The organism is Streptomyces sp. NPDC001157 (assembly GCF_053598255.1).
Window position 1 is genome coordinate 131,156 of sequence record NZ_JBSFJW010000009.1, and the last position, 18,115, is coordinate 149,270.

15 protein-coding genes are annotated in these 18,115 nt (G+C 71.7%); 6 read left to right on the forward strand and 9 right to left on the reverse strand.

All coding sequences use genetic code 11. From position 1 onward, the window contains the following. Positions 1–203 precede the first annotated feature (203 nt). The gene (locus ACWDAG_RS18910) at positions 204–662 is read right to left on the reverse strand and encodes a DUF6299 family protein (protein WP_450696724.1); all 459 of its coding nucleotides are present in this window, start codon (positions 660–662) and stop codon (positions 204–206) included. A gap of 225 nt (positions 663–887) precedes the next feature. Here ACWDAG_RS18910 and ACWDAG_RS18915 point away from each other — a divergent pair, with 225 nt between their 5' ends. Further along, on the forward strand, positions 888–1,082 hold the full coding sequence (locus ACWDAG_RS18915; RefSeq protein ID WP_450696725.1) for a DUF5999 family protein: 195 nt from the start codon (positions 888–890) through the stop codon (positions 1,080–1,082). A gap of 31 nt (positions 1,083–1,113) precedes the next feature. Here ACWDAG_RS18915 and ACWDAG_RS18920 read toward each other — a convergent pair whose 3' ends face one another. After that, entirely contained in the window at positions 1,114–1,512 is a 399-nt protein-coding gene (locus tag ACWDAG_RS18920) for a RidA family protein (RefSeq protein ID WP_450696726.1), read from the reverse strand. Continuing rightward, the gene (locus ACWDAG_RS18925) at positions 1,509–2,657 is read right to left on the reverse strand and encodes an acyl-CoA dehydrogenase family protein (RefSeq protein ID WP_450696727.1); all 1,149 of its coding nucleotides are present in this window, start codon (positions 2,655–2,657) and stop codon (positions 1,509–1,511) included. Before ACWDAG_RS18925 ends, ACWDAG_RS18920 begins: the two co-directional genes overlap by 4 nt. Before the next feature lie 122 nt (positions 2,658–2,779). Here ACWDAG_RS18925 and ACWDAG_RS18930 point away from each other — a divergent pair, with 122 nt between their 5' ends. Both ACWDAG_RS18930 and ACWDAG_RS18935 read left to right on the forward strand, forming a co-directional pair. Then, on the forward strand, positions 2,780–4,384 hold the full coding sequence (locus ACWDAG_RS18930; RefSeq protein WP_450696728.1) for an AMP-binding protein: 1,605 nt from the start codon (positions 2,780–2,782) through the stop codon (positions 4,382–4,384). A 15-nt stretch (positions 4,385–4,399) separates the two neighbouring features. Beyond that, the gene (locus ACWDAG_RS18935; protein WP_450696729.1) at positions 4,400–5,212 is read left to right on the forward strand and encodes a PaaX family transcriptional regulator; all 813 of its coding nucleotides are present in this window, start codon (positions 4,400–4,402) and stop codon (positions 5,210–5,212) included. A 48-nt stretch (positions 5,213–5,260) separates the two neighbouring features. Here ACWDAG_RS18935 and ACWDAG_RS18940 read toward each other — a convergent pair whose 3' ends face one another. After that, positions 5,261–7,528 (reverse strand): bifunctional salicylyl-CoA 5-hydroxylase/oxidoreductase, encoded by a 2,268-nt coding sequence (locus ACWDAG_RS18940; RefSeq protein WP_450696730.1) that lies wholly within the window; start codon positions 7,526–7,528, stop codon positions 5,261–5,263. 7 nt (positions 7,529–7,535) lie between these two features. Next, a complete protein-coding gene (locus ACWDAG_RS18945; RefSeq protein ID WP_450696731.1) occupies positions 7,536–8,363 on the reverse strand; it encodes an enoyl-CoA hydratase family protein in 828 nt (275 codons plus the stop codon). Between the two features lie 321 nt (positions 8,364–8,684). Between ACWDAG_RS18945 and ACWDAG_RS18950 the strand changes: the two genes are divergently transcribed. Further along, complete coding sequence (locus ACWDAG_RS18950) at positions 8,685–9,143, forward strand: ATP-binding protein (protein ID WP_450696732.1); 459 nt, start codon at positions 8,685–8,687, stop codon at positions 9,141–9,143. Positions 9,144–9,158: 15 nt separating this feature from the next. Here ACWDAG_RS18950 and argF read toward each other — a convergent pair whose 3' ends face one another. Both argF and ACWDAG_RS18960 read right to left on the reverse strand, forming a co-directional pair. Next, positions 9,159–10,166 (reverse strand): ornithine carbamoyltransferase, encoded by a 1,008-nt coding sequence (argF, locus tag ACWDAG_RS18955; protein WP_450696733.1) that lies wholly within the window; start codon positions 10,164–10,166, stop codon positions 9,159–9,161. A gap of 61 nt (positions 10,167–10,227) precedes the next feature. Next, positions 10,228–11,451 (reverse strand): arginine deiminase, encoded by a 1,224-nt coding sequence (locus tag ACWDAG_RS18960; RefSeq protein WP_450696734.1) that lies wholly within the window; start codon positions 11,449–11,451, stop codon positions 10,228–10,230. A gap of 130 nt (positions 11,452–11,581) precedes the next feature. Here ACWDAG_RS18960 and ACWDAG_RS18965 point away from each other — a divergent pair, with 130 nt between their 5' ends. Both ACWDAG_RS18965 and ACWDAG_RS18970 read left to right on the forward strand, forming a co-directional pair. Next, a complete protein-coding gene (locus tag ACWDAG_RS18965) occupies positions 11,582–12,718 on the forward strand; it encodes an SPFH domain-containing protein (protein WP_450696735.1) in 1,137 nt (378 codons plus the stop codon). A 298-nt stretch (positions 12,719–13,016) separates the two neighbouring features. After that, a complete protein-coding gene (locus ACWDAG_RS18970; RefSeq protein WP_450696736.1) occupies positions 13,017–13,919 on the forward strand; it encodes a hypothetical protein in 903 nt (300 codons plus the stop codon). A 175-nt stretch (positions 13,920–14,094) separates the two neighbouring features. Here ACWDAG_RS18970 and ACWDAG_RS18975 read toward each other — a convergent pair whose 3' ends face one another. Together ACWDAG_RS18975 and ACWDAG_RS18980 are read right to left on the reverse strand one after the other, a co-directional pair. Then, positions 14,095–16,638, reverse strand: a complete 2,544-nt coding sequence (locus ACWDAG_RS18975; RefSeq protein ID WP_450696737.1) for a polynucleotide kinase-phosphatase — start codon at positions 16,636–16,638, stop codon at positions 14,095–14,097. Then, a complete protein-coding gene (locus ACWDAG_RS18980) occupies positions 16,635–18,098 on the reverse strand; it encodes a 3' terminal RNA ribose 2'-O-methyltransferase Hen1 (protein WP_450696738.1) in 1,464 nt (487 codons plus the stop codon). Before ACWDAG_RS18980 ends, ACWDAG_RS18975 begins: the two co-directional genes overlap by 4 nt. Positions 18,099–18,115: the final 17 nt, after the last annotated feature.

Here is an 18,115-nt window from a genome sequence, read left to right on the forward strand (position 1 = left end):
GCCGGGGCGCACATCCGGATGCTCGCGGCCTCCCCGCACGCGTGGAGGGTGAACTTCTGCAAGTTCACGAACGAGACCCGGAACGGAACGGAGGACGCCGCCGAGCACTCCCGGCTCACCTTCATCTCGTGGCGCGACTTATCCGTAGAGTGTCGGGCCCTTGCGCGCCGCCGGTCGGGTCCGGCGGCGCGCTCAGGCGGCGGTCAGGCCTTGGTCAGGGTGACCTCGTGCCGCTCGTCGGCGTGGATGCGGGGCAGCGGCAGGATCCCCTCGAAGCGGAGTTCCGCGACCGTGGCCTCGACGCTGACCTTGCCCGGGCCGATGGCGGGCGACGGTCTGCTCGTGTTCTCCCAGCGGTGTGTCACCCCGTCGCACACGGCGACCGTGCCGCCGATGCCCTGGATCAGGGTCGAGGTGCCGTGGGTCGGGGAGGACTTCGTGGTGCTCACGGAAGAGCTGACGAAGGCCGCGCCCGTGCTGCCCGTGCAGCGGTAGGTGCCCGAGAGGGTGACGGTACCGTCGGCGGAGACGTGGCCCGTCGGGTCGACGGTCACCGTCTCCTCCAGCTCCGGGGCGTGGTACGGGGCCGCGGTCACGGCGGGAGCGGCGAGCAGGAGAAGGGCGGCACCGGCGGCGAGGGCCAGGGCGGGTCGCTTGGACATCGGAAACCTCCTGTAGGTGGGGCTTCCACTGGTACCCGGCGGGCACGTTCCCGGCCGTGACCGTCACCCACTCGGTGGCGAGTCCGCACCGACGGTCGTGGGACCGTCCTGGAGTTGTCCGCGTGTTGTCACGCTTCACGTCCGGCCGTTCCGATGAGTGGGGAACGGGAGCATCGTCTGTCCATAGGGACCTGCGGATGGTCCCGACCGACGCGGAGGTGCGCCATGTGTTCCCACCAGTCCTCGTGCCCTTCCTTCGACACCAACGCCGTGCACGTCGTCGCCGCCCACCCCGAGCAGGGCTGGAGCCTCCTGTGCGACGGCGCGATCGTGTTCGACGACAGCGGCGAGCTGACACCGGACGGCAGGGCCGTCGCACCGCACCGGGCACCGGCGGAGCGACTGGCCGTCGCCGCCTGACCGGACATGAGCGTGCGGGACTCGTGCGGGGCTAGGGCAGTACGGCGAGCCCGTCGAGTTCCACCATCGCCTCCTCGTCCCACAGGCGTACGACCTCCACGACCGCCATCGCCGGGTAGTCACGGCCTGCCAACTCCCGCCAGAGGCGCCCCAGTTCGGGGGCGTGGGTGCGGTAGGCGGCGACATCGGTGGCGTAGACCGTGACGCGGGCGAGGTCCGCGGGGGTGCCGCCCGCCGCGCGCAGGGCGGTGAGGAGGTTGGTGAGGGCCCGCTCGAACTGGGCGGGGAGGGTGTCGCCGGTGACCTTGCCGTCCGTGTCGAGTGCGGTCTGACCGGCCAGGAAGACGACGCGCGTGCCGGTGGCGACGACGGCGTGGGAGAAGCCGGCGGGCGGGGAGAGGTCGGGCGGGTTGACGCGCTCGGTGCTCACCGGGGTGCCTCCAGGTTCTCCGCGTCCGCGTACAACTCCTTGGCGATGATGCCGCGTTGGACCTCGCTCGCGCCCTCGTAGATGCGGGGGGCGCGCACCTCTCGGTAGAGGTGTTCGAGGAGGTGGCCGCGGCGCAGGGCACGGGCGCCGTGCAGCTGGACGGCCTGGTCGACGACGTACTGTGCGGTCTCGGTGGCGAGCAGCTTCGCCATCGCCGCGCGCTTCGGGACACCCGGAGCGCCTTCGTCGTACGCCGTGGCCGCCGCGTACACCATGAGGCGGGCCGCTTCGGTGCGCAGCGCCATCTCGGCGACCTGGTGGGCGACGGTCTGCAGGTCCTTCAACTTGCCGCCGAACGCGTCCCGCCGGGATGTATGGGCGAGGGTGGCGTCCAGCGCCGCCTGGGCCATGCCGACCGCGAACGCGCCGACGCTGGGGCGGAACAGGTTGAGGGTTCCCATGGCGACCCGGAACCCGCGGTCGGCCTCACCGAGCACATCGTCCGCCGTGACGGGTACGGCGTCGAAGTCGAGGGCGCCGATGGGGTGCGGGGAGAGCATGTCGAGAGGCCTGCCGGTCAGGCCGGGACGGTCGGCCGGTACGAGGAAGGCGGTCACGCCGCGAGCGCCTGCGCCGGGGGTGGTGCGCGCGAAGACGGTGTAGAAGTCGGCTTCGGGAGCGTTGGAGATCCAGCACTTCTCCCCCGTGAGCCGCCAGCGGTCGGGGCCGTCGGGACGGGCGGTCAGCGACAGCGCCGCCGCGTCCGAGCCCGCCCCCGGCTCGCTCAGCGCGAACGCGGCGACCGCGCTCCCGTCGCTCACCCGGGGCAGCCAGCGCTCCCGCTGGGCCGGGGTGCCGTACGCATGGACGGGATGGGCGCCCAGCCCCTGCAGCGCAAGGGCGGTCTCGGCCTCCGTGCAGGCGTACGCGAGCGACTCCCGCATCAGACAGAGGTCGAGAGCCCCCGAGGTGAACAGCCGCTCCAGGAGGCCGAGTTGGCCGAGCTCGGCGACCAGGGGGCGGTTGACGTGCCCCGGCTCGCTCTTCTCCGCCTTCTCCACGAGCGGGCGCAGCCGGTCGGCGGCGAGGGCGCGCAGCTCGGCACACCAGGCGGTCTGTACGGGATCGAGCGAGAATGCGGGCATTGGCGGTCCCCTCTCTCGACATGACCCTTCGACGATATCGCGCACCGTTGACTGTCGTCACCAACACGATACGCTCGAACGAGCCCACCAGGACGCCCACAACGGCAAGGGGGCGCACCGCCATGAACGTCTCGGCCCACGTCGACACCTTCGCGCGTGACCACCTCCCGCCGCCCGAGGAGTGGCCGGAGCTCCGGTTCGACCTGCCGGACCTGCGTTACCCCGATCGGCTGAACTGCGCCGCCGAACTGCTGGACCACGCCGACCCGGGCCGCCCGGTGTTCCACACCCCTGCCGGGCCTTCGTGGACGTACGGCGAACTGCGCGCCCGCGTCGACCGCATCGCCCATGTCCTGACGGGGGACCTCGGCATCCTCCCGGGCAACCGCGTCCTGCTGCGCGGCCCGACCACGCCCTGGCTCGCGGCCTGCTGGCTGGCGGTGCTGAAGGCGGGCGGGGTGGCGGTCACGGTGCTGGCGCAGCAGCGGCCGCACGAGCTGGAAGCCATCTGTGACATGGCACTGATCCGGCACGCGCTCTGCGACATACGCGCCGTCGACGACCTCGCCAAGGCCGAGATACCGGGCCTGCGGATCACGACGTACGGCGGCGACGCCCCGGACGACCTCCTGCACCGGCCGGCGCCCGACACCCCGTACCCGACCGTCCCCACCGCTGCCGACGACGTCGCGCTGATCGCGTTCACCTCGGGCACGACCGGCCGCCCCAAGGGGTGCATGCACTTCCACCGAGATGTGCTCGCCATAGCCGACACCTTCGCCAAGCATGTGCTGCAACCACATGAGGACGACGTCTTCGCGGGCAGCCCCCCGCTCGGCTTCACCTTCGGGCTCGGCGGTCTTGTCGTCTTCCCGATGCGGGTCGGCGCCAGTGCGCTCCTGCTCGAACAGGCCCATCCCCGGCAGTTGCTGGCGGCGGTCGCCGAGCACCGGGTCTCCGTGCTGTTCACCGCGCCGACGGCCTACCGCGCGATGCTCGACGAGCTCGACACCCACGACACCTCGTCCCTGCGCCGCTGCGTCTCGGCCGGCGAGAACCTCACCGCCGCCACCTGGCAGGCCTGGTACGAGCGGACCGGGCTGCGCATCATCAACGGCATCGGCGCCACCGAGCTGCTGCACATCTTCATCTCCGCGGCCGACGAGCACATCAGACCCGGCACGACGGGCGTACCCGTACCCGGCTGGCACGCGCGCGTGCAGGACGAGAACGGGCAGCCCGTGCCGGACGGACAGCCGGGGCTGCTGGCCGTACGCGGGCCCGTCGGCTGCCGCTACCTCACCGACCCGCGCCAGCGCGTCTACGTGCGCGACGGGTGGAACGTCACCGGTGACACATACGTCCGGGAGAGCGACGGCTACTTCCGCTATGTCGCCCGCGCCGACGACATGATCATCTCGGCCGGGTACAACATCGCCGGACCGGAGGTGGAGGACGCCCTGCTGCGCCATCCGGACGTGGTGGAGGCGGCCGTCGTGGGACGGGCCGACGAGGCGCGCGGGCAGGTCGTCGTGGCCTACGTGGTCCTCAAGGAGGGCGCCGAGCGGGAGGCGGAGCCCTTGCGCAGCTTCGTCAAGTCCGAGCTGGCGCCCTACAAGTGCCCCCGCGAGATCGTCTTCCTGGACGCCCTGCCCCGCACGGCGACCGGCAAGCTGCAGCGCTTCAGACTGCGCCCCGACCGTGACACCGAAGGTGACCAGCACTGATGCCGAAGACCTAAGATGATCAACGTGTCCGACCAGCATGCACCACGGTCTCTCATCGTCACGCTCTACGGCGCGTACGGCCGCTTCGCGCCGGGCCCCGTGCCCGTCGCGGAACTGATCCGGCTGCTCGCCGCGGTCGGCGTGGACGCACCCTCCGTGCGCTCGTCGGTCTCCCGTCTCAAACGCCGCGGACTGCTGCTGCCGGCCCGTACGGCGCAGGGTGCCGCAGGGTACGAACTGTCGCTGGACGCCCGCCAGTTGCTCGACGACGGCGACCGGCGCATCTACGCCACCGCGCCGCCCGAGGACGAGGGCTGGGTGCTCGCCGTGTTCTCCGTGCCGGAGTCGGAGCGGCAGAAGCGGCATGTGCTGCGCTCCCGGCTGGCCGGGCTCGGGTTCGGCACGGCGACACCCGGGGTGTGGATCGCTCCCGCCCGGCTGTACGAGGAGACCCGGCACACCCTCGAACGTCTGCGCCTCGACCCGTACGTCGACCTGTTCCGCGGCGAGCACCTCGGGTTCGCCGCGACCGAGGAGGCGGTCGCCCGCTGGTGGGACCTGGCCGCGATCGCCAAGGAGCACGAGGCGTTCCTCGACCGGCACGCGCCCGTGCTGCACGGGTGGGAGCACCGGGCGGACACCCCGCCCGAGGAGGCCTACCGCGACTACCTCCTCGCCCTCGACTCCTGGCGCCACCTCCCCTACACCGACCCCGGCCTGCCCGCCCGCCTCCTCCCCGAGGACTGGCCCGGCGTCCGCTCGGCCGCCGTGTTCCGGGACCTGCATGCGCGGCTGAGGGACGCGGGGGCCGAATTCGCGGGCGTGTGACCCCCGAGGCCCTCGCACGCAACGGCGTTCTCTCCGTTGCCGCAGGACTCAGGTCTCCAGCGTCAGGCGGGGCTTGGGAGCGTCCGTGCGGCCCGTCTGTGGGCGGCGGCTGCCTGCGCGGTACGGGGCCGGCCAGACGACGCCGGGGCCTTCGTAGCCCTGCTCGGCTGCCGCGTGCAGGGTCCAGTGCGGGTCGTAGAGATGGGGGCGGGCGAGGGCGCAGAGGTCCGTACGGCCGGCCAGGATCAGCGAGTTGACATCGTCCCAGGAGGAGATCGCGCCGACCGCGATCACCGGGAGGCCGGTGGTGTGGCGGATGCGGTCGGCGTACGGCGTCTGGTACGAGCGCCCGAACTCCGGGTGGTCGTCGGCCACGACCTGCCCGGTCGAGACGTCGATGGCGTCGACGCCGTGCGCGGCGAAGGCGCGGGCGATCTCGACGGCGTCCTCGGCGGTCGTACCGCCCTCGGCCCAGTCGGTGGCCGAGATACGGACGGTCATGGGCTTCTCCTCGGGCCACACACCCCGCACCGCGTCGAAGACCTCCAGGGGGAAGCGGAGTCGTTTCTCCAGCGAGCCGCCGTAGGCGTCGGTGCGGCGGTTGGTGAGCGGGGAGAGGAAGCCGGAGAGCAGATAGCCGTGGGCGCAGTGGAGTTCGAGGAGGTCGAAGCCCGCGCGGGCGGCCCGCCAGGCGGCGGAGGTGAACTGCTCGCGGATATCGGTGAGTTGGGCACGGGTCAGCTCACGTGGGGTCTGGCTGCCCGGCTTGTACGGCAGCGGGGATGCGGCCACCAGGGGCCAGTTGCCGTCGGGCAGCGGTTCGTCCATGCCCTCCCACATCAGCCTGGTCGAGCCCTTGCGGCCGGAGTGGCCGAGCTGCACGCCGATCGCGGTGCCCGGCGACTGGGCGTGCACGAACTCGGTGATCCGCTTCCAGGACTCGGCCTGCCGTCCGGTGTAGAGGCCGGCGCAACCGGGGGTGATCCGGCCCTCCGCGCTGACGCACACCATCTCGGTCATCACCAGGCCGGCGCCGCCGAGCGCCCGTGCGCCCAGATGGACGAGGTGGAAGTCGCCGGGGACGCCGTCGGCCGCCGAGTACATGTCCATGGGCGAGACGACGACCCGGTTGCGCAGGGTCAGGCCGCGCAGCCGGAACGGGGTGAACATGGGCGGCGTACCGGGCGGGCAGCCGAACTCGCGCTCCACGGCTGCGGTGAAGCGGGCGTCGCGCAGCCGCAGGTTGTCGTGGGTGACGCGGCGACTGCGGGTGAGCAGGTTGAAGGCGAACTGGCGGGGCGGCTGGTCCAGGTACAGCCCCAGGTTCTCGAACCACTCCAGGCTGGCGCGGGCCGCACGCTGGGTGGAGGCGACGACGGGTTTGCGTTCCCCCTCGTAGGCCGCGAGCGCCTCGGCCAGGGTGGCCTGTTCCTCCAGGCAGGCGGCGAGTGCGAGGGCGTCCTCGACGGCGAGCTTGGTGCCGGAGCCGATGGAGAAGTGGGCGGTGTGGGCGGCGTCGCCGAGCAGGACCACGTTGCCGTGGGACCAGCGCTCGTTGACGACCGTGCGGAAGGTCGTCCACGCCGACTTGTTGGAGCGGAGCGGGCGTCCGCGGAGCGCCTCCGCGAAGATCTTGGCGCAGCGTTCGACGGACTCCGTCTCGTCGAGCTCCTCGAAACCGGCGGCGCGCCACACGTCCTCGTGCATCTCCACGATCACGGTGGAGGCGTCGGGGGCGTACGGGTAGCCGTGCAGCTGCATCACGCCGTGCTCTGTCTCGGCGATCTCGAAGCGGAAGGCGTCGAAGGCGAAGTCGGCGGCGAGCCAGATGTAGCGGCAGCGGTGGGTGGCCACCCGAGGGCGGAACACGTCGGCGTAGGCCTCACGGGTGGTGCTGTTGACTCCGTCGGCGGCGATGACCAGGTCGTACGACTGTGCCAGCCAGTCGGGGTACGGGGCTTCCGAACAAAAGCGCAGCTCGACGCCCAGGTCCCGGCAGCGGTCGTGCAGTATCTCCAGGAGGCGTTTTCTGCCGAGTGCGGCGAAACCGTGCCCCCCGGAGGTCTGGCGGGTGTTCCGGTGGACGATGTCGATGTCGTCCCAGCGGATGAAGTCCTTCTGGAGGGCCTCGTAGACGACCGGGTCGGCGTGTTCGATGCCGCCCAGGGTCTCGTCGGAGAGGACGACTCCGAAGCCGAAGGTGTCGTCGGGGGCGTTGCGTTCCCACACGGTGATTTCGCGGGCCGGGTCGAGTCGTTTCAGCAGGGCCGCGGCGTACAGTCCACCGGGGCCTCCGCCGATGATCGCGACACGCATCGCAGTCTCACCTCCCCTGCCACTTCGGCGGCCGCTTCTCCGTGAACGCCGCGTGGAACTCCGCGTAGTCCTCACCGTTCATCAGGAGGGCCTGCGTCGAGGCGTCCAGTTCGACGGAGGCAGCCAACGGCATGTCCAGCTCGGCCGTCAGCAGTGCCTTCGTCTGGGCGTACGCCAGTGCCGGGCCGTCGGCCAGGCGGTGGGCCAGCGCCTGTGCGGCCCCGTCCGCGCCGCCCTCGTCGGTCAGTTCGCTGATCAGGCCGATGCGTTCCGCCTCGGGAGCGCGGACCGGTTCGCCCAGCATCAGCAGGCGGGTCGCGTGGCCCAGGCCGACGACCCTCGGCAGCAGATACGCCGCGCCCATGTCGCCGCCGGACAGGCCCACCCTGGTGAACAGGAACGCGAAGCGGGCGGAGGGGTCCGCGACGCGGAAGTCCGCCGCCAGGGCGAGGACCGCCCCGGCGCCCGCCGCCACCCCGTGCACCGCAGCGATCACGGGGAACGGGCACTCCCGTATCGCCCGCACGGTCTGGCCGGTCATCCGGTTGAAGTCGAGGAGCTGGGCGGTGTCCATGGACAGGGTCGCGCCGATGATCTCGTCGACGTCGCCGCCCGAGCAGAAGCCGCGGCCCTCACCGGCCAGGACCAGGGCCCGTACGGACCGCTCGCGGGAGAGCTCGGCGAGCAGGTCGCGCAGGTCGGCGTAGGCGCCGAAGGTGAGCGCGTTGAGTTTCTCGGGGCGGGCGAGGGTGACCGTGGCGACCCCGTCGGCGTGCTCCAGGCGCAGATGCCGCCAGTCGGAGGTGCGGGCGGCGGAGCCGGTGAAGGGACTCATGACGTGCGGCCTCCTCGGGGGGCGGGCACTGCCTCACTGAGCTCTACCCTTCGAAGCTATCACCCATCCGTGACTGTCGTCACGACAGCGCGATAGAACTCTCCGGGGCGGGCGGACATCACCGCGGATCCGACCCGGGGCGGTCACTTTCGTCACGGCTCGTCGACAGGAGGGCAACGGTGGGAGCGGCGATGCGGAGCAAGCCGTTGCTACGGGTAAGCCGCCCGTCAGCGGGGCCGAAGGCTCCGCACGGTGCCCGTCGGGCGTCTCGTCGGGCGGCGCCGTACCATTCGTAAAAGTTGAAAGCAGGACAGCCTGCTCATGAACGGACCCGCCTTGTACGACCGCCCCTCGTCGTCCGCCGCCTCCTGGCGCATCGCACTGCCGCACTCCGCCGCGGCCGTGCCCGTGGCCCGTGCACTCGTGCGCACGGCGCTCGCCGAGCTGGAGCACGGGGCCGACTGCGACACCGCGGAACTGCTCACGGCGGAGCTGGTCGCGAACGCCGTGGAGCACACCGTCGTCGGGGACTGCCCGATAGAGCTCGTGGTGGAGCTGCTGCCGGGCGGCTGCCAGGTCGAGGTGCACGACCCGGACCCGGTGCCGCCGTTCGATCTCACCTGGCCGGGCGCGCAGATGCCCGACCCCTGGCAGGAGCACGGGCGCGGGCTGCTGCTGATCCGTGCGCTCAGCTCGTCCTGCGGTCACCGGCCGACGACGACCGGCAAGGCCGTGTGGTTCCGCCTGCCGGTGGTGCCCCGGCAGCGGCGTTCCGCCTGAGTACGGCGCCGGGCGTCACGCCAGGGTCGCGACCAGGACCGCCTTGATCGTGTGCATACGGTTCTCGGCCTCGTCGAAGACCACGGAGTGCTCCGACTCGAACACCTCGTCGGTGACCTCCAGCTCCGTCAGACCGTGCCGCTCGTGGACCTCGCGGCCGACGCGCGTGCCGAGGTCGTGGAAAGCCGGCAGACAGTGCATGAACTTCACCTCGGGGTTGCCGGTGGCGCGCAGCACGTCCATGGTCACGGCGTAGGGGCCGAGCAGCGCTATGCGCTCGTCCCAGACCTCCTTCGGCTCCCCCATCGACACCCAGACGTCGGTGGCGACGAAGTCGGCGCCCCGCACGCCCTCCTTCATGTCCTCGGTGAGCGTGACCTGGCCGCCGGAGGCGGCGGCGAGCTGCTCGGCCACCTCGACGATCGTCTCGTCCGGCCACAGCACCCGGGGCGCGACGATACGGACGTCCATGCCGAGCAGGGCGCCCGTGACCAGGTAGGAGTTGCCCATGTTGTAGCGGGAGTCGCCGAGGTAGGCGAAGACCGTCTCACCGATCGGCTTGTCGCTGTGCTCGGTCATGGTGAGCACGTCGGCGAGCATCTGGGTGGGGTGCCACTCGTCGGTGAGGCCGTTGTAGACGGGAACCCCGGCGTATGCGGCCAGCTCCTCGACGACACCCTGCCCGTGCCCGCGGTACTCGATCGCGTCGTACATCCGCCCCAGCACACGCGCGGTGTCCTTCACGGACTCCTTGTGCCCGATCTGCGAGCCCGCGGGGTCGAGATAGGTCGTCGAGGCGCCCTGGTCGGCGGCTGCGACCTCGAACGCACAGCGCGTGCGTGTCGAGGTCTTCTCGAAGATCAGCGCGATGTTCCGGCCCCGCAGGTACTGCGTCTCGGTCCCGGCCTTCTTGGCGGCCTTCAGCTCGGCGGCCAGCTCGATCAGGCCGAGGAACTCCTGCTGGGAGAAGTCGAGCTCCTTGAGGAAGTGGCGGCCGGCGAGGGCGGTCGGGACTGTCGCCATGGGGGCGCTCCAGGAATGCGGGGACGTATACGGATGGAAGTCTATACGAAGAATTGCATTTCTATACGGCAGCCCGTTCGACGGGACAGCTCATACAGCGCGGGCCGCCCCGGCCCCGACCCAGCTCGCTGCCGGGGATCTCGATGACCTCGATGCCCTGTTTGCGCAGGTGGGTGTTGGTGGTGGAGTTGCGTTCGTAGGCGACGACGACGCCCGGTTCGACGGCGAGGACGTTGCAGCCGTCGTCCCACTGCTCGCGCTCGGCGGCGTGCACGTCCTGGGTGGCGGTCAGGACGCGGATCTCGCTCAGACCGAGGGCGGCGGCGATCGCGCGGTGCATGTGCTCCGGCGGGTGGTCGGTGACCTTGAGTTCCTTGTCGCCGACGCCGGGTTCGATGGTGTACGAGCGGAGCATGCCGAGGCCCGCGTACTGGGTGAAGGTGTCGCCGTCGACCATCGTCATCACGGTGTCGAGGTGCATGAAGGCGCGCCGCTTCGGCATGTCGAGGGCCACGATCGTCTGCGCGGAACCGGCCTCGAACAGCTTGTGCGCCAGCATCTCCACCGCCTGCGGGGTGGTGCGCTCGCTCATCCCGATCAGGACGGCCCCGTTGCCGATGACCAGGACGTCCCCGCCCTCGATCGTGGACGGGTAGTCGGCCTGCCCCTCGGACCAGACGTGGAACGTCTCGTCGCGGAAGAGGGGATGGTGGCGGTAGATCGCCTCGAAGTGCACCGTCTCGCGCTGCCGGGCCGGCCAGCGCATGGCGTTGACGGCGACACCGTCGTAGATCCAGGCGGAGGTGTCACGGGTGAAGAGGTGGTTGGGGAGGGGGGCGAGGAGGAAGTCGTCGAGGTCCATGACGTGGAAGCGGACGGAGGTGGGCTCCGCGTGGGCTTCCAGGAACTCGCGTTTGGTCATGCCGCCGACCAGGGCCTCGGCCAGCTCCTGCGCGGGGAGGGTCTCGAAGGCGGCTCTGAGGTGGTCGGTGGCGAGGACGCCGTACTCCTTCTCGTCGAAGACCCGGTCCAGGACGAGCGTTCTCGCCGCCGGGACCTCCAGGGCCTCGGTGAGCAGGTCGCCGAAGAGATGGACGGCGACCCCGCGGTCGCGCAGGACGTCGGCGAAACCGTCGTGCTCGGCGCGGGCGCGGCGCACCCAGAGCACGTCGTCGAAGAGGAGGGCGTCCTTGTTGCTGGGGGTGAGCCTTTTGAGCTCGAGATCCGGCCGGTGGAGTATGACGCGGCGCAGCCGCCCGGCCTCGGAGTCGACATGCATTCCCATGCCTCCATCCTGACCATCGGGGGGGCTCTTGACCCGCCGGTCGACGGTTTATTCGCACTCTTATTTTCGTCCCCTTGACGATAAACAGTCGAGACCGTTATCGTCGAACGGACGAGAATGAGGGGGTTCGATGGCCGACATCACACGGCGTCTGGGCTGGCGCCATCTGCGGGGGGCGCCGACGGCGCACATCCGGCACCACCGCGCGGGGAAGCTGCTGCACGACGGCCCGGGGCTCAGCTTCTGGTTCCGTGCGCTGACCGCGGCGCTCTCCGAAGTCCCGGTCGACGACCGGGAGTTGGCGATGACCTTCCATGCCCGTACGTCCGACTTCCAGGACGTGGCGGTGCAGGCGACGGTGACGTACCGGATCAGCGACCCGGCGCTCGCCGCTGCGCGGCTGGACTTCTCCGTGGACCCGGACACGGGGGTGTGGCGGGGCGCACCGCTGGAGCAGCTGGGGACGCTGCTGACGGAGACGGCCCAGCAGCACGCGCTGGACGTCCTCGCCCGTACGTCACTGTCCTCGGCCCTGGTGGACGGGGTGGCGGCGGTGCGGGAGCGGGTCGCGGCGGGGCTGGGTGCCGAACCGCGGCTGCCGGCCACCGGCATCGAAGTGGTCGCCGTCCGTGTGGTGGCGCTGCGTCCGGAGCCGGAGGTGGAGCGGGCCCTGCGCACGCCCGCCCGTGAGCAGATCCAGCAGGAGGCCGACCGGGCGACGTACGAGCGGCGGGCCGTGGCCGTCGAGCGGGAGCGGGCCATCGCCGAGAACGAACTGGCCAGCCAGATCGAACTCGCCCGCCGCGAGGAGCAGTTGGTCGAGCAGCGCGGAACCAACACTCGGCGGGAGGCCGAGGAGCACGCGGCGGCGGATGCGGTACGGGCCGAGGCGGAGGCCGCACGGACGGTGAAGCTGGCTCAGGCGGAGGCGGACCGCTCGCTTCGGCTGGCCGACGCGGAAGCCACGCGGTCCGTGCAGCTCGCGGACGCCGAGGCACGGCGCACCGAGCGACTGGCGGAGGCGGAGGCGGCTCGCTCCGTACGGCTCGCCCGCGCGGAGGCCGAGGGCGCACGCGAAGTCGGGGAAGCGCGAGCTCAGGCACAGGCGGCCTGGCTACGGGTGCACGCCGAGGTGGACGTCGCGACCCTGCACGCCCTCACCGGCACCCGGCTGGCGGAGAACCTGCCGAACATCGACAGCGTGACCGTCTCGCCGGACGTGCTGACGGGGCTGCTGGCCAAGCTGGGCGTGCAGGAGCGGGCGTGAGGGCGGGAGCCGGAAGGACCCGACCCCGCGGAGCGAGGGCGATCGGCCTGCCACCGACCGGCCCCGCCGCACCCCACAGCACGAGCACGAACACCGGACAACCGCCGTCCACCGTCGCGCCGACGCACCCACTCACCCGGCAACCCGGAGCGACCGCGAAGCCCACAGCCGGACAGACCGGACTCCGCCGAGCGACGGTGGTCGGTCTGACGTCGGCCCGTCCTGCCGGGCAGCCGTCGGCCGTGGTCGGGTCGACGGGGGCGCTCGTCCGGCACGGCCTCTCCGCGGAGCGTGTCGCGTGAGCCTTGCGCCGCGGGTCGTGCTGGTCCATCGGACCACGGAGTACGAGGAGCTGGTGGCCCACCACGGTACGCACGGGCAGGCCGCCTTCTTCCTCTCCTCCCGGGGCCGGGACATCGGGGAGGTCGCCGAGCGGCACCGGCGCACCCGGCGGGCGCTGGCCGAGGTGACCTCCGCGATTCCGCTGACATGGCGTCAGACCATCGTCGAGCGGGGCGATCTGGACCGTTTCCTGTTCGCGCCGGAGGACGTCGTGGTGGTCGTCGGGCAGGACGGGCTGGTGGCGAACGTCGCCAAGTACCTCGCCGGGCAGCCGGTGGTGGGCATCGATTCGGACCCCGGGCGCAACCCGGGCGTCCTGGTGCGGCACCGGCCCGCGGACGCGGCGGCGCTGCTCCCGGCGGTCCGCACGAGCGCCGTGGACGAACTCACCATGGTCGAGGCGGTCGCCGACGACACTCAGCGGATCGTCGCGCTCAACGAGATCTACCTGGGCGCCGCCGGACATCAGACGGCCAGATACCGCCTGGGCCTCGAGAACGACGGGGGTGTCGTCGAGGCCCAGGCTTCGTCCGGGGTGCTGGTGGGGACGGGGACGGGGGCGACGGGATGGATCCGGTCGGTGTGGCAGGAGCGGGGCGCCGCCCTGACCGCCCTGTCACTGCCCCGCCCGACCGACGACCGGCTGCTGTGGTTCGTACGGGAGGCATGGCCGTCGCCGGCCACGGGGACGTCCCTGGTCGCGGGTGAGCTCGCGGCCTCGGCCCGTCTCACCCTCACCGTCGAGTCCGAGCGGCTGATCGCCTTCGGTGACGGGATGGAGGGGGACGCGCTGCAGCTGACCTGGGGGCAGTCCGTGCGGGTGGGCGTGGCGGGGACGTCACTGCGCCTGGTCGGGTAGCGGCAGCTCCCGCGCCTGCCGCGCCCGCATCGGCGCCCGCAGCGTCGCACGGGAGGCCGGCGCGATCACCGCTGCCGCCACCAGCACCGGTACGTTCCCCCAGCGCCGCCGCCGGCGCCCCGCCGCCCAGCGCGCCGACCGGCACCGTCGCCAGAAGCGCAGCCACACCATTGGCTCAAAGCCGCGGGTCCACCGGCTCCGACTCCAGCGCCAGCACCCCGAACACGGCCTCGTGCACCCGCCACAGCGGCTCCCCCTCCGCCAGCCGGTCCAGGGCCTCCAGGCCCAGGGCGTACTCGCGGATCGCCAGCGACCGCTTGTGGTTCAGGAAGCGGCTGCGCAGCCGGGTGAGGTTGTCGGGGCGGGTGTACTCCGGACCGTAGATGATCCGCAAGTACTCGCGACCCCGGCACTTGATGCCGGGCTGCACGAGCCGTCCCTCGGTGCTGCGCATCAGCGCGCCCAGCGGCTTCACGACCATGCCCTCGCCGCCGCGACCGGTCATCTCCAGCCACCAGTCGACGCCGGCCTGCACCGACTCCGGGTCGCCGGTGTCGACGTAGAGCCGCCGGGTGGGCTGCAGCAGGCCGCTGCCGTCGTGCTCGACGAGCCGGTCGAGCAGGGCGAGCTGCTCGTCGTGCGGCAGTCCGGCGAGGCTGCGGCCCTGGACGGCCAGGATCTGGAAGGGGGCGAGTCGTACGCCGTCCAGGCCCTCGGTCGTCCAGCAGTAGCGGCGGTACGCCTGCGTGAACGCGGCCGCGTTCGACGCCCGTTCCCGCTGGCGTGCCAGCAGCTCGGCCACCTCGACGCCCCGGGACGCGGCACCCTCCAGCGCGGCGAGCGCACCGGGGAACACCGCGCCGGAGGCGGCGCCGACGGCCGCGTACTGGGACCGCAGCAGCCCGGAGGCCTTCAGCGACCACGGCATCAGCTCGGCGTCCAGCACAAGCCAGTCAGTGGCGAGTTCGTCCCAGAGACCGGCCTCGGTGACGGCTGTGCGGACCCGCCCGAGGATCTCCTCCGTGACCGACTCGTCGTCGAAGAACGGCCGCCCGGTACGGGTGTACAGCGAGCCCGTCGGGCCGTCGACCCCGAACCGCTTGCGCGCGGCCTCCGCGTCCCGGCACACCAGCGCCACCGCCCGCGAACCCATGTGCTTCTCCTCGCACACGACTCTCGTGACGCCGTCGGCCGCGTACTGTGCGAAGGCCTCGGCGGGGTGCTCCAGGTAGCCCTCCACGTGACTGGTGGCTGTCGGCGCCATGGTCGGCGGCAGGTACGGCAGCAGGCGCGGGTCGACAGCGAAACGGCTCATGACCTCCAGGGCCGCCGCCGCGTTCTCCTCACGGACGGACACCCGGCCCGCGTGCCGCGTCTCCACCACCCGGCGGCCGTGCACGTCGTTCAGGTCGAGCGGCCGGCCGTCGTGCCCGCCGGGTGCCTCGGTCCGCAGCGGGCGCGCAGGCTCGTACCAGACCTGCTCGGCCGGTACGTCGACCAGCTCCCGCTCCGGCCAGCGCAGCGCGGTGAGCTTGCCGCCGAAGACGGCACCGGTGTCCAGGCAGATGGTGTTGTTGAGCCAGGTCGCCTCGGGGACCGGTGTGTGGCCGTAGACGACCGCGGCCCGGCCCCGGTAGTCCTCCGCCCACGGGTAGCGCACCGGCAGCCCGAACTCGTCGGTCTCGCCGGTGGTGTCGCCGTACAGCGCGTGCGAGCGGACCCGGCCGGAGGTGCGGCCGTGGTACTTCTCGGGCAGACCGGCGTGGCAGACCACCAGCCGGCCGCCGTCGAGGACGTAGTGGCTGACCAGCCCGTCGATGAACTCCCTCACCCGCGCGCGGAACTCGTCGCTCTCGCCCTCCATCTGCTCGATGGTCTCGGCCAGGCCGTGAGTGTGCTGGACCTTGCGTCCCTTGAGGTACCGGCCGTACTTGTTCTCGTGGTTGCCGGGTACGCACAGCGCGTTGCCGGACGTGACCATGGACATCACGCGGCGCAGCACGCCCGGGCTGTCCGGGCCGCGGTCGACGAGGTCACCGACGAAGACGGCCGTACGGCCCTCGGCGTGCACACCGTCGACGTAGCCCAGCTTGCCGAGCAGCGACTCCAGTTCCGAGGCGCAGCCGTGGATGTCGCCGATGATGTCGAAGGGGCCGGTGAGGTGGGTCAGGTCGTTGAAGCGCTTCTCGGTGACGACGGAAGCGTTCTCGATGTCCTCCACTCCGCGCAGGACGTGCACCTTGCGGAAGCCCTCGCGCTCCAAGTGCCTTACAGAGCGGCGCAGTTCACGGATGTGGCGCTGGATCACCCGGCGCGGCATGTCGGCCCGGTCGGTGCGGGCCGCGTTGCGCTCGGCGCACACCTCCTCCGGGACGTCCAGGACGATGGCGATGGGCAATACGTCGTACTGCTTGGCCAGGTCGATCAGCTGGCGTCGGGAGTCCGACTGCACGCTGGTCGCGTCGACGACGGTACGGCGGCCGGCCGCCAGGCGCTTTCCGGCGATGTAGTGCAGGACGTCGAAGGCGTCCTTCGTCGCGCTCTGGTCGTTCTCGTCGTCGGAGACCAGGCCGCGGCAGAAGTCGGAGGAGATCACCTCGGTCGGCTTGAAGTGCCGCCGGGCGAAGGTCGACTTGCCGGAGCCGGAGGCGCCGACGAGGACCACGAGGGAGAGGTCGGTGACGGGCAGGACGCGCCCCTTGGTCTGGTTCTCGGTCATGCCGCCTTCGCCTCCTTCTCGGTCCTCATACGGAAAACAGCCATCTGGGTCGGCGGTCCGACCTCCGGGTCGTCGGGGCCGACGGGCACGAACTCCACGTCGTACCCGTGCCGTCCGGCCACCGTCCCGGCCCAGGCACGGAACTCCTCCCGCGTCCACTCGAAGCGGTGGTCGCCGTGCCGGACGTGGCCGGCCGGGAGGGACTCCCAGCGGACGTTGTACTCGACGTTGGGCGTCGTCACCAGGACGGTCCTCGGGCGGGCCGAGCCGAACACCGCGTACTCCAGGGCGGGCAGCCGCGGCAGGTCGAGGTGCTCGATCACCTCGCTGAGCACGGCGGCGTCGTACCCCTTGAGCCGGTTGTCGGTGTACGCGAGCGAGCCCTGGAAGAGCGTGACGCGCGAGGCCTGCCGCTCCCCCATGCGGTCCAGCTTGAGCCGCCGGGAGGCGATGGTCAGCGCGCGCATCGACACATCGACGCCGACGATCTCGGTGAACCGGGGGTCCTTGAGCAGTGCCTGCACCAACTGGCCCTGTCCGCAGCCGAGGTCGAGCACCCGGGCGGCGCCGGACGCGCCGAGCGCGGTGATGATCGCCTCGCGTCGCTGCACGGCGAGCGGGGTGGGCTTCTCCTCCGTCTCGGTCTCCGCCTCGACGGCGTTGTCGATGTCCTCGACCTCGCTGTCGTCCGCCTCCGCGAGCCGCACCAGCTCAAGCCGCTCCATCGCCTCGCGCGTCAGCGACCAGCGGCGCGAGAGGTAACGGCTGGTGATCAGCTTCTGCTCCGGGTGCTCGGGCAGCCAGCCCTCACCGGCCCGCAGCAGCTTGTCGACCTCGTCGGGGGCCACCCAGTAGTGCTTGGCGTCGTCGAGGACCGGCAGCAGGACGTAGAGGTGGCGCAGGGCCTCGGCGAGGGTGAGGGTCTCGCCCTCCAGGACGAGCCGCACGTACCGCGAGTCGCCCCACTCGGGGAACTCGGTGTCCAGCGCCACCGGTTCGACGGTGACGGTCCAGCCCAGCGGCTCGAAGAGACGTCGTACCAGCTCCGGGCCGCCGCGGGCGGGCAGCGCGGGCACCTCGATGCGCAGCGGCAGCGGCTGGGCCGCGCGCTCGGGGCGGGCGTTGCACACGCCTCGTATGGCGCTGGAGAAGACCGCGCTCAGCGCCACCGCGAGCAGCGAGGAGGCCGCGTACGGGCGGTCGTTGACGTACTGCGCGAGTGCCGCGTCGGGCGCCCCGCCGCGTCCCTTGCCCTTCCCCCGCCGCACCAGCGCCACAGCATCGACCTCCAGCAGCAGCGCCGCCGTGCAGCGCTCGGCATCGGCCTCGGGGTAGAGGACGTGCGCCGTGCCGTAGGAGGTGGAGAACGCCTGCGCCTTGTCAGGGTGCTTGTGGAGCAGGTAGCCGAGGTCGGTGGCCGGTGAGGCGGCGGTGCCGCGCGTGGAGATCGTCAGGAACACATGTCCGAGTCTCCCGG

Coding starts and splice junctions, on each gene's coding strand:
- ACWDAG_RS18910 (WP_450696724.1), bottom strand. CDS start 662: ATGTCCAAGCGACCCGCCCTGGCCCTCGCCGCCGGTGCCGCCCTTCTC.
- ACWDAG_RS18915 (WP_450696725.1), top strand. CDS start 888: ATGTGTTCCCACCAGTCCTCGTGCCCTTCCTTCGACACCAACGCCGTG.
- ACWDAG_RS18925 (WP_450696727.1), bottom strand. CDS start 2,657: ATGCCCGCATTCTCGCTCGATCCCGTACAGACCGCCTGGTGTGCCGAG.
- ACWDAG_RS18930 (WP_450696728.1), top strand. CDS start 2,780: ATGAACGTCTCGGCCCACGTCGACACCTTCGCGCGTGACCACCTCCCG.
- ACWDAG_RS18935 (WP_450696729.1), top strand. CDS start 4,400: ATGATCAACGTGTCCGACCAGCATGCACCACGGTCTCTCATCGTCACG.
- ACWDAG_RS18940 (WP_450696730.1), bottom strand. CDS start 7,528: ATGCGTGTCGCGATCATCGGCGGAGGCCCCGGTGGACTGTACGCCGCG.
- ACWDAG_RS18945 (WP_450696731.1), bottom strand. CDS start 8,363: ATGAGTCCCTTCACCGGCTCCGCCGCCCGCACCTCCGACTGGCGGCAT.
- ACWDAG_RS18950 (WP_450696732.1), top strand. CDS start 8,685: ATGAACGGACCCGCCTTGTACGACCGCCCCTCGTCGTCCGCCGCCTCC.
- argF (WP_450696733.1), bottom strand. CDS start 10,166: ATGGCGACAGTCCCGACCGCCCTCGCCGGCCGCCACTTCCTCAAGGAG.
- ACWDAG_RS18960 (WP_450696734.1), bottom strand. CDS start 11,451: ATGGGAATGCATGTCGACTCCGAGGCCGGGCGGCTGCGCCGCGTCATA.
- ACWDAG_RS18965 (WP_450696735.1), top strand. CDS start 11,582: ATGGCCGACATCACACGGCGTCTGGGCTGGCGCCATCTGCGGGGGGCG.
- ACWDAG_RS18975 (WP_450696737.1), bottom strand. CDS start 16,638: ATGACCGAGAACCAGACCAAGGGGCGCGTCCTGCCCGTCACCGACCTC.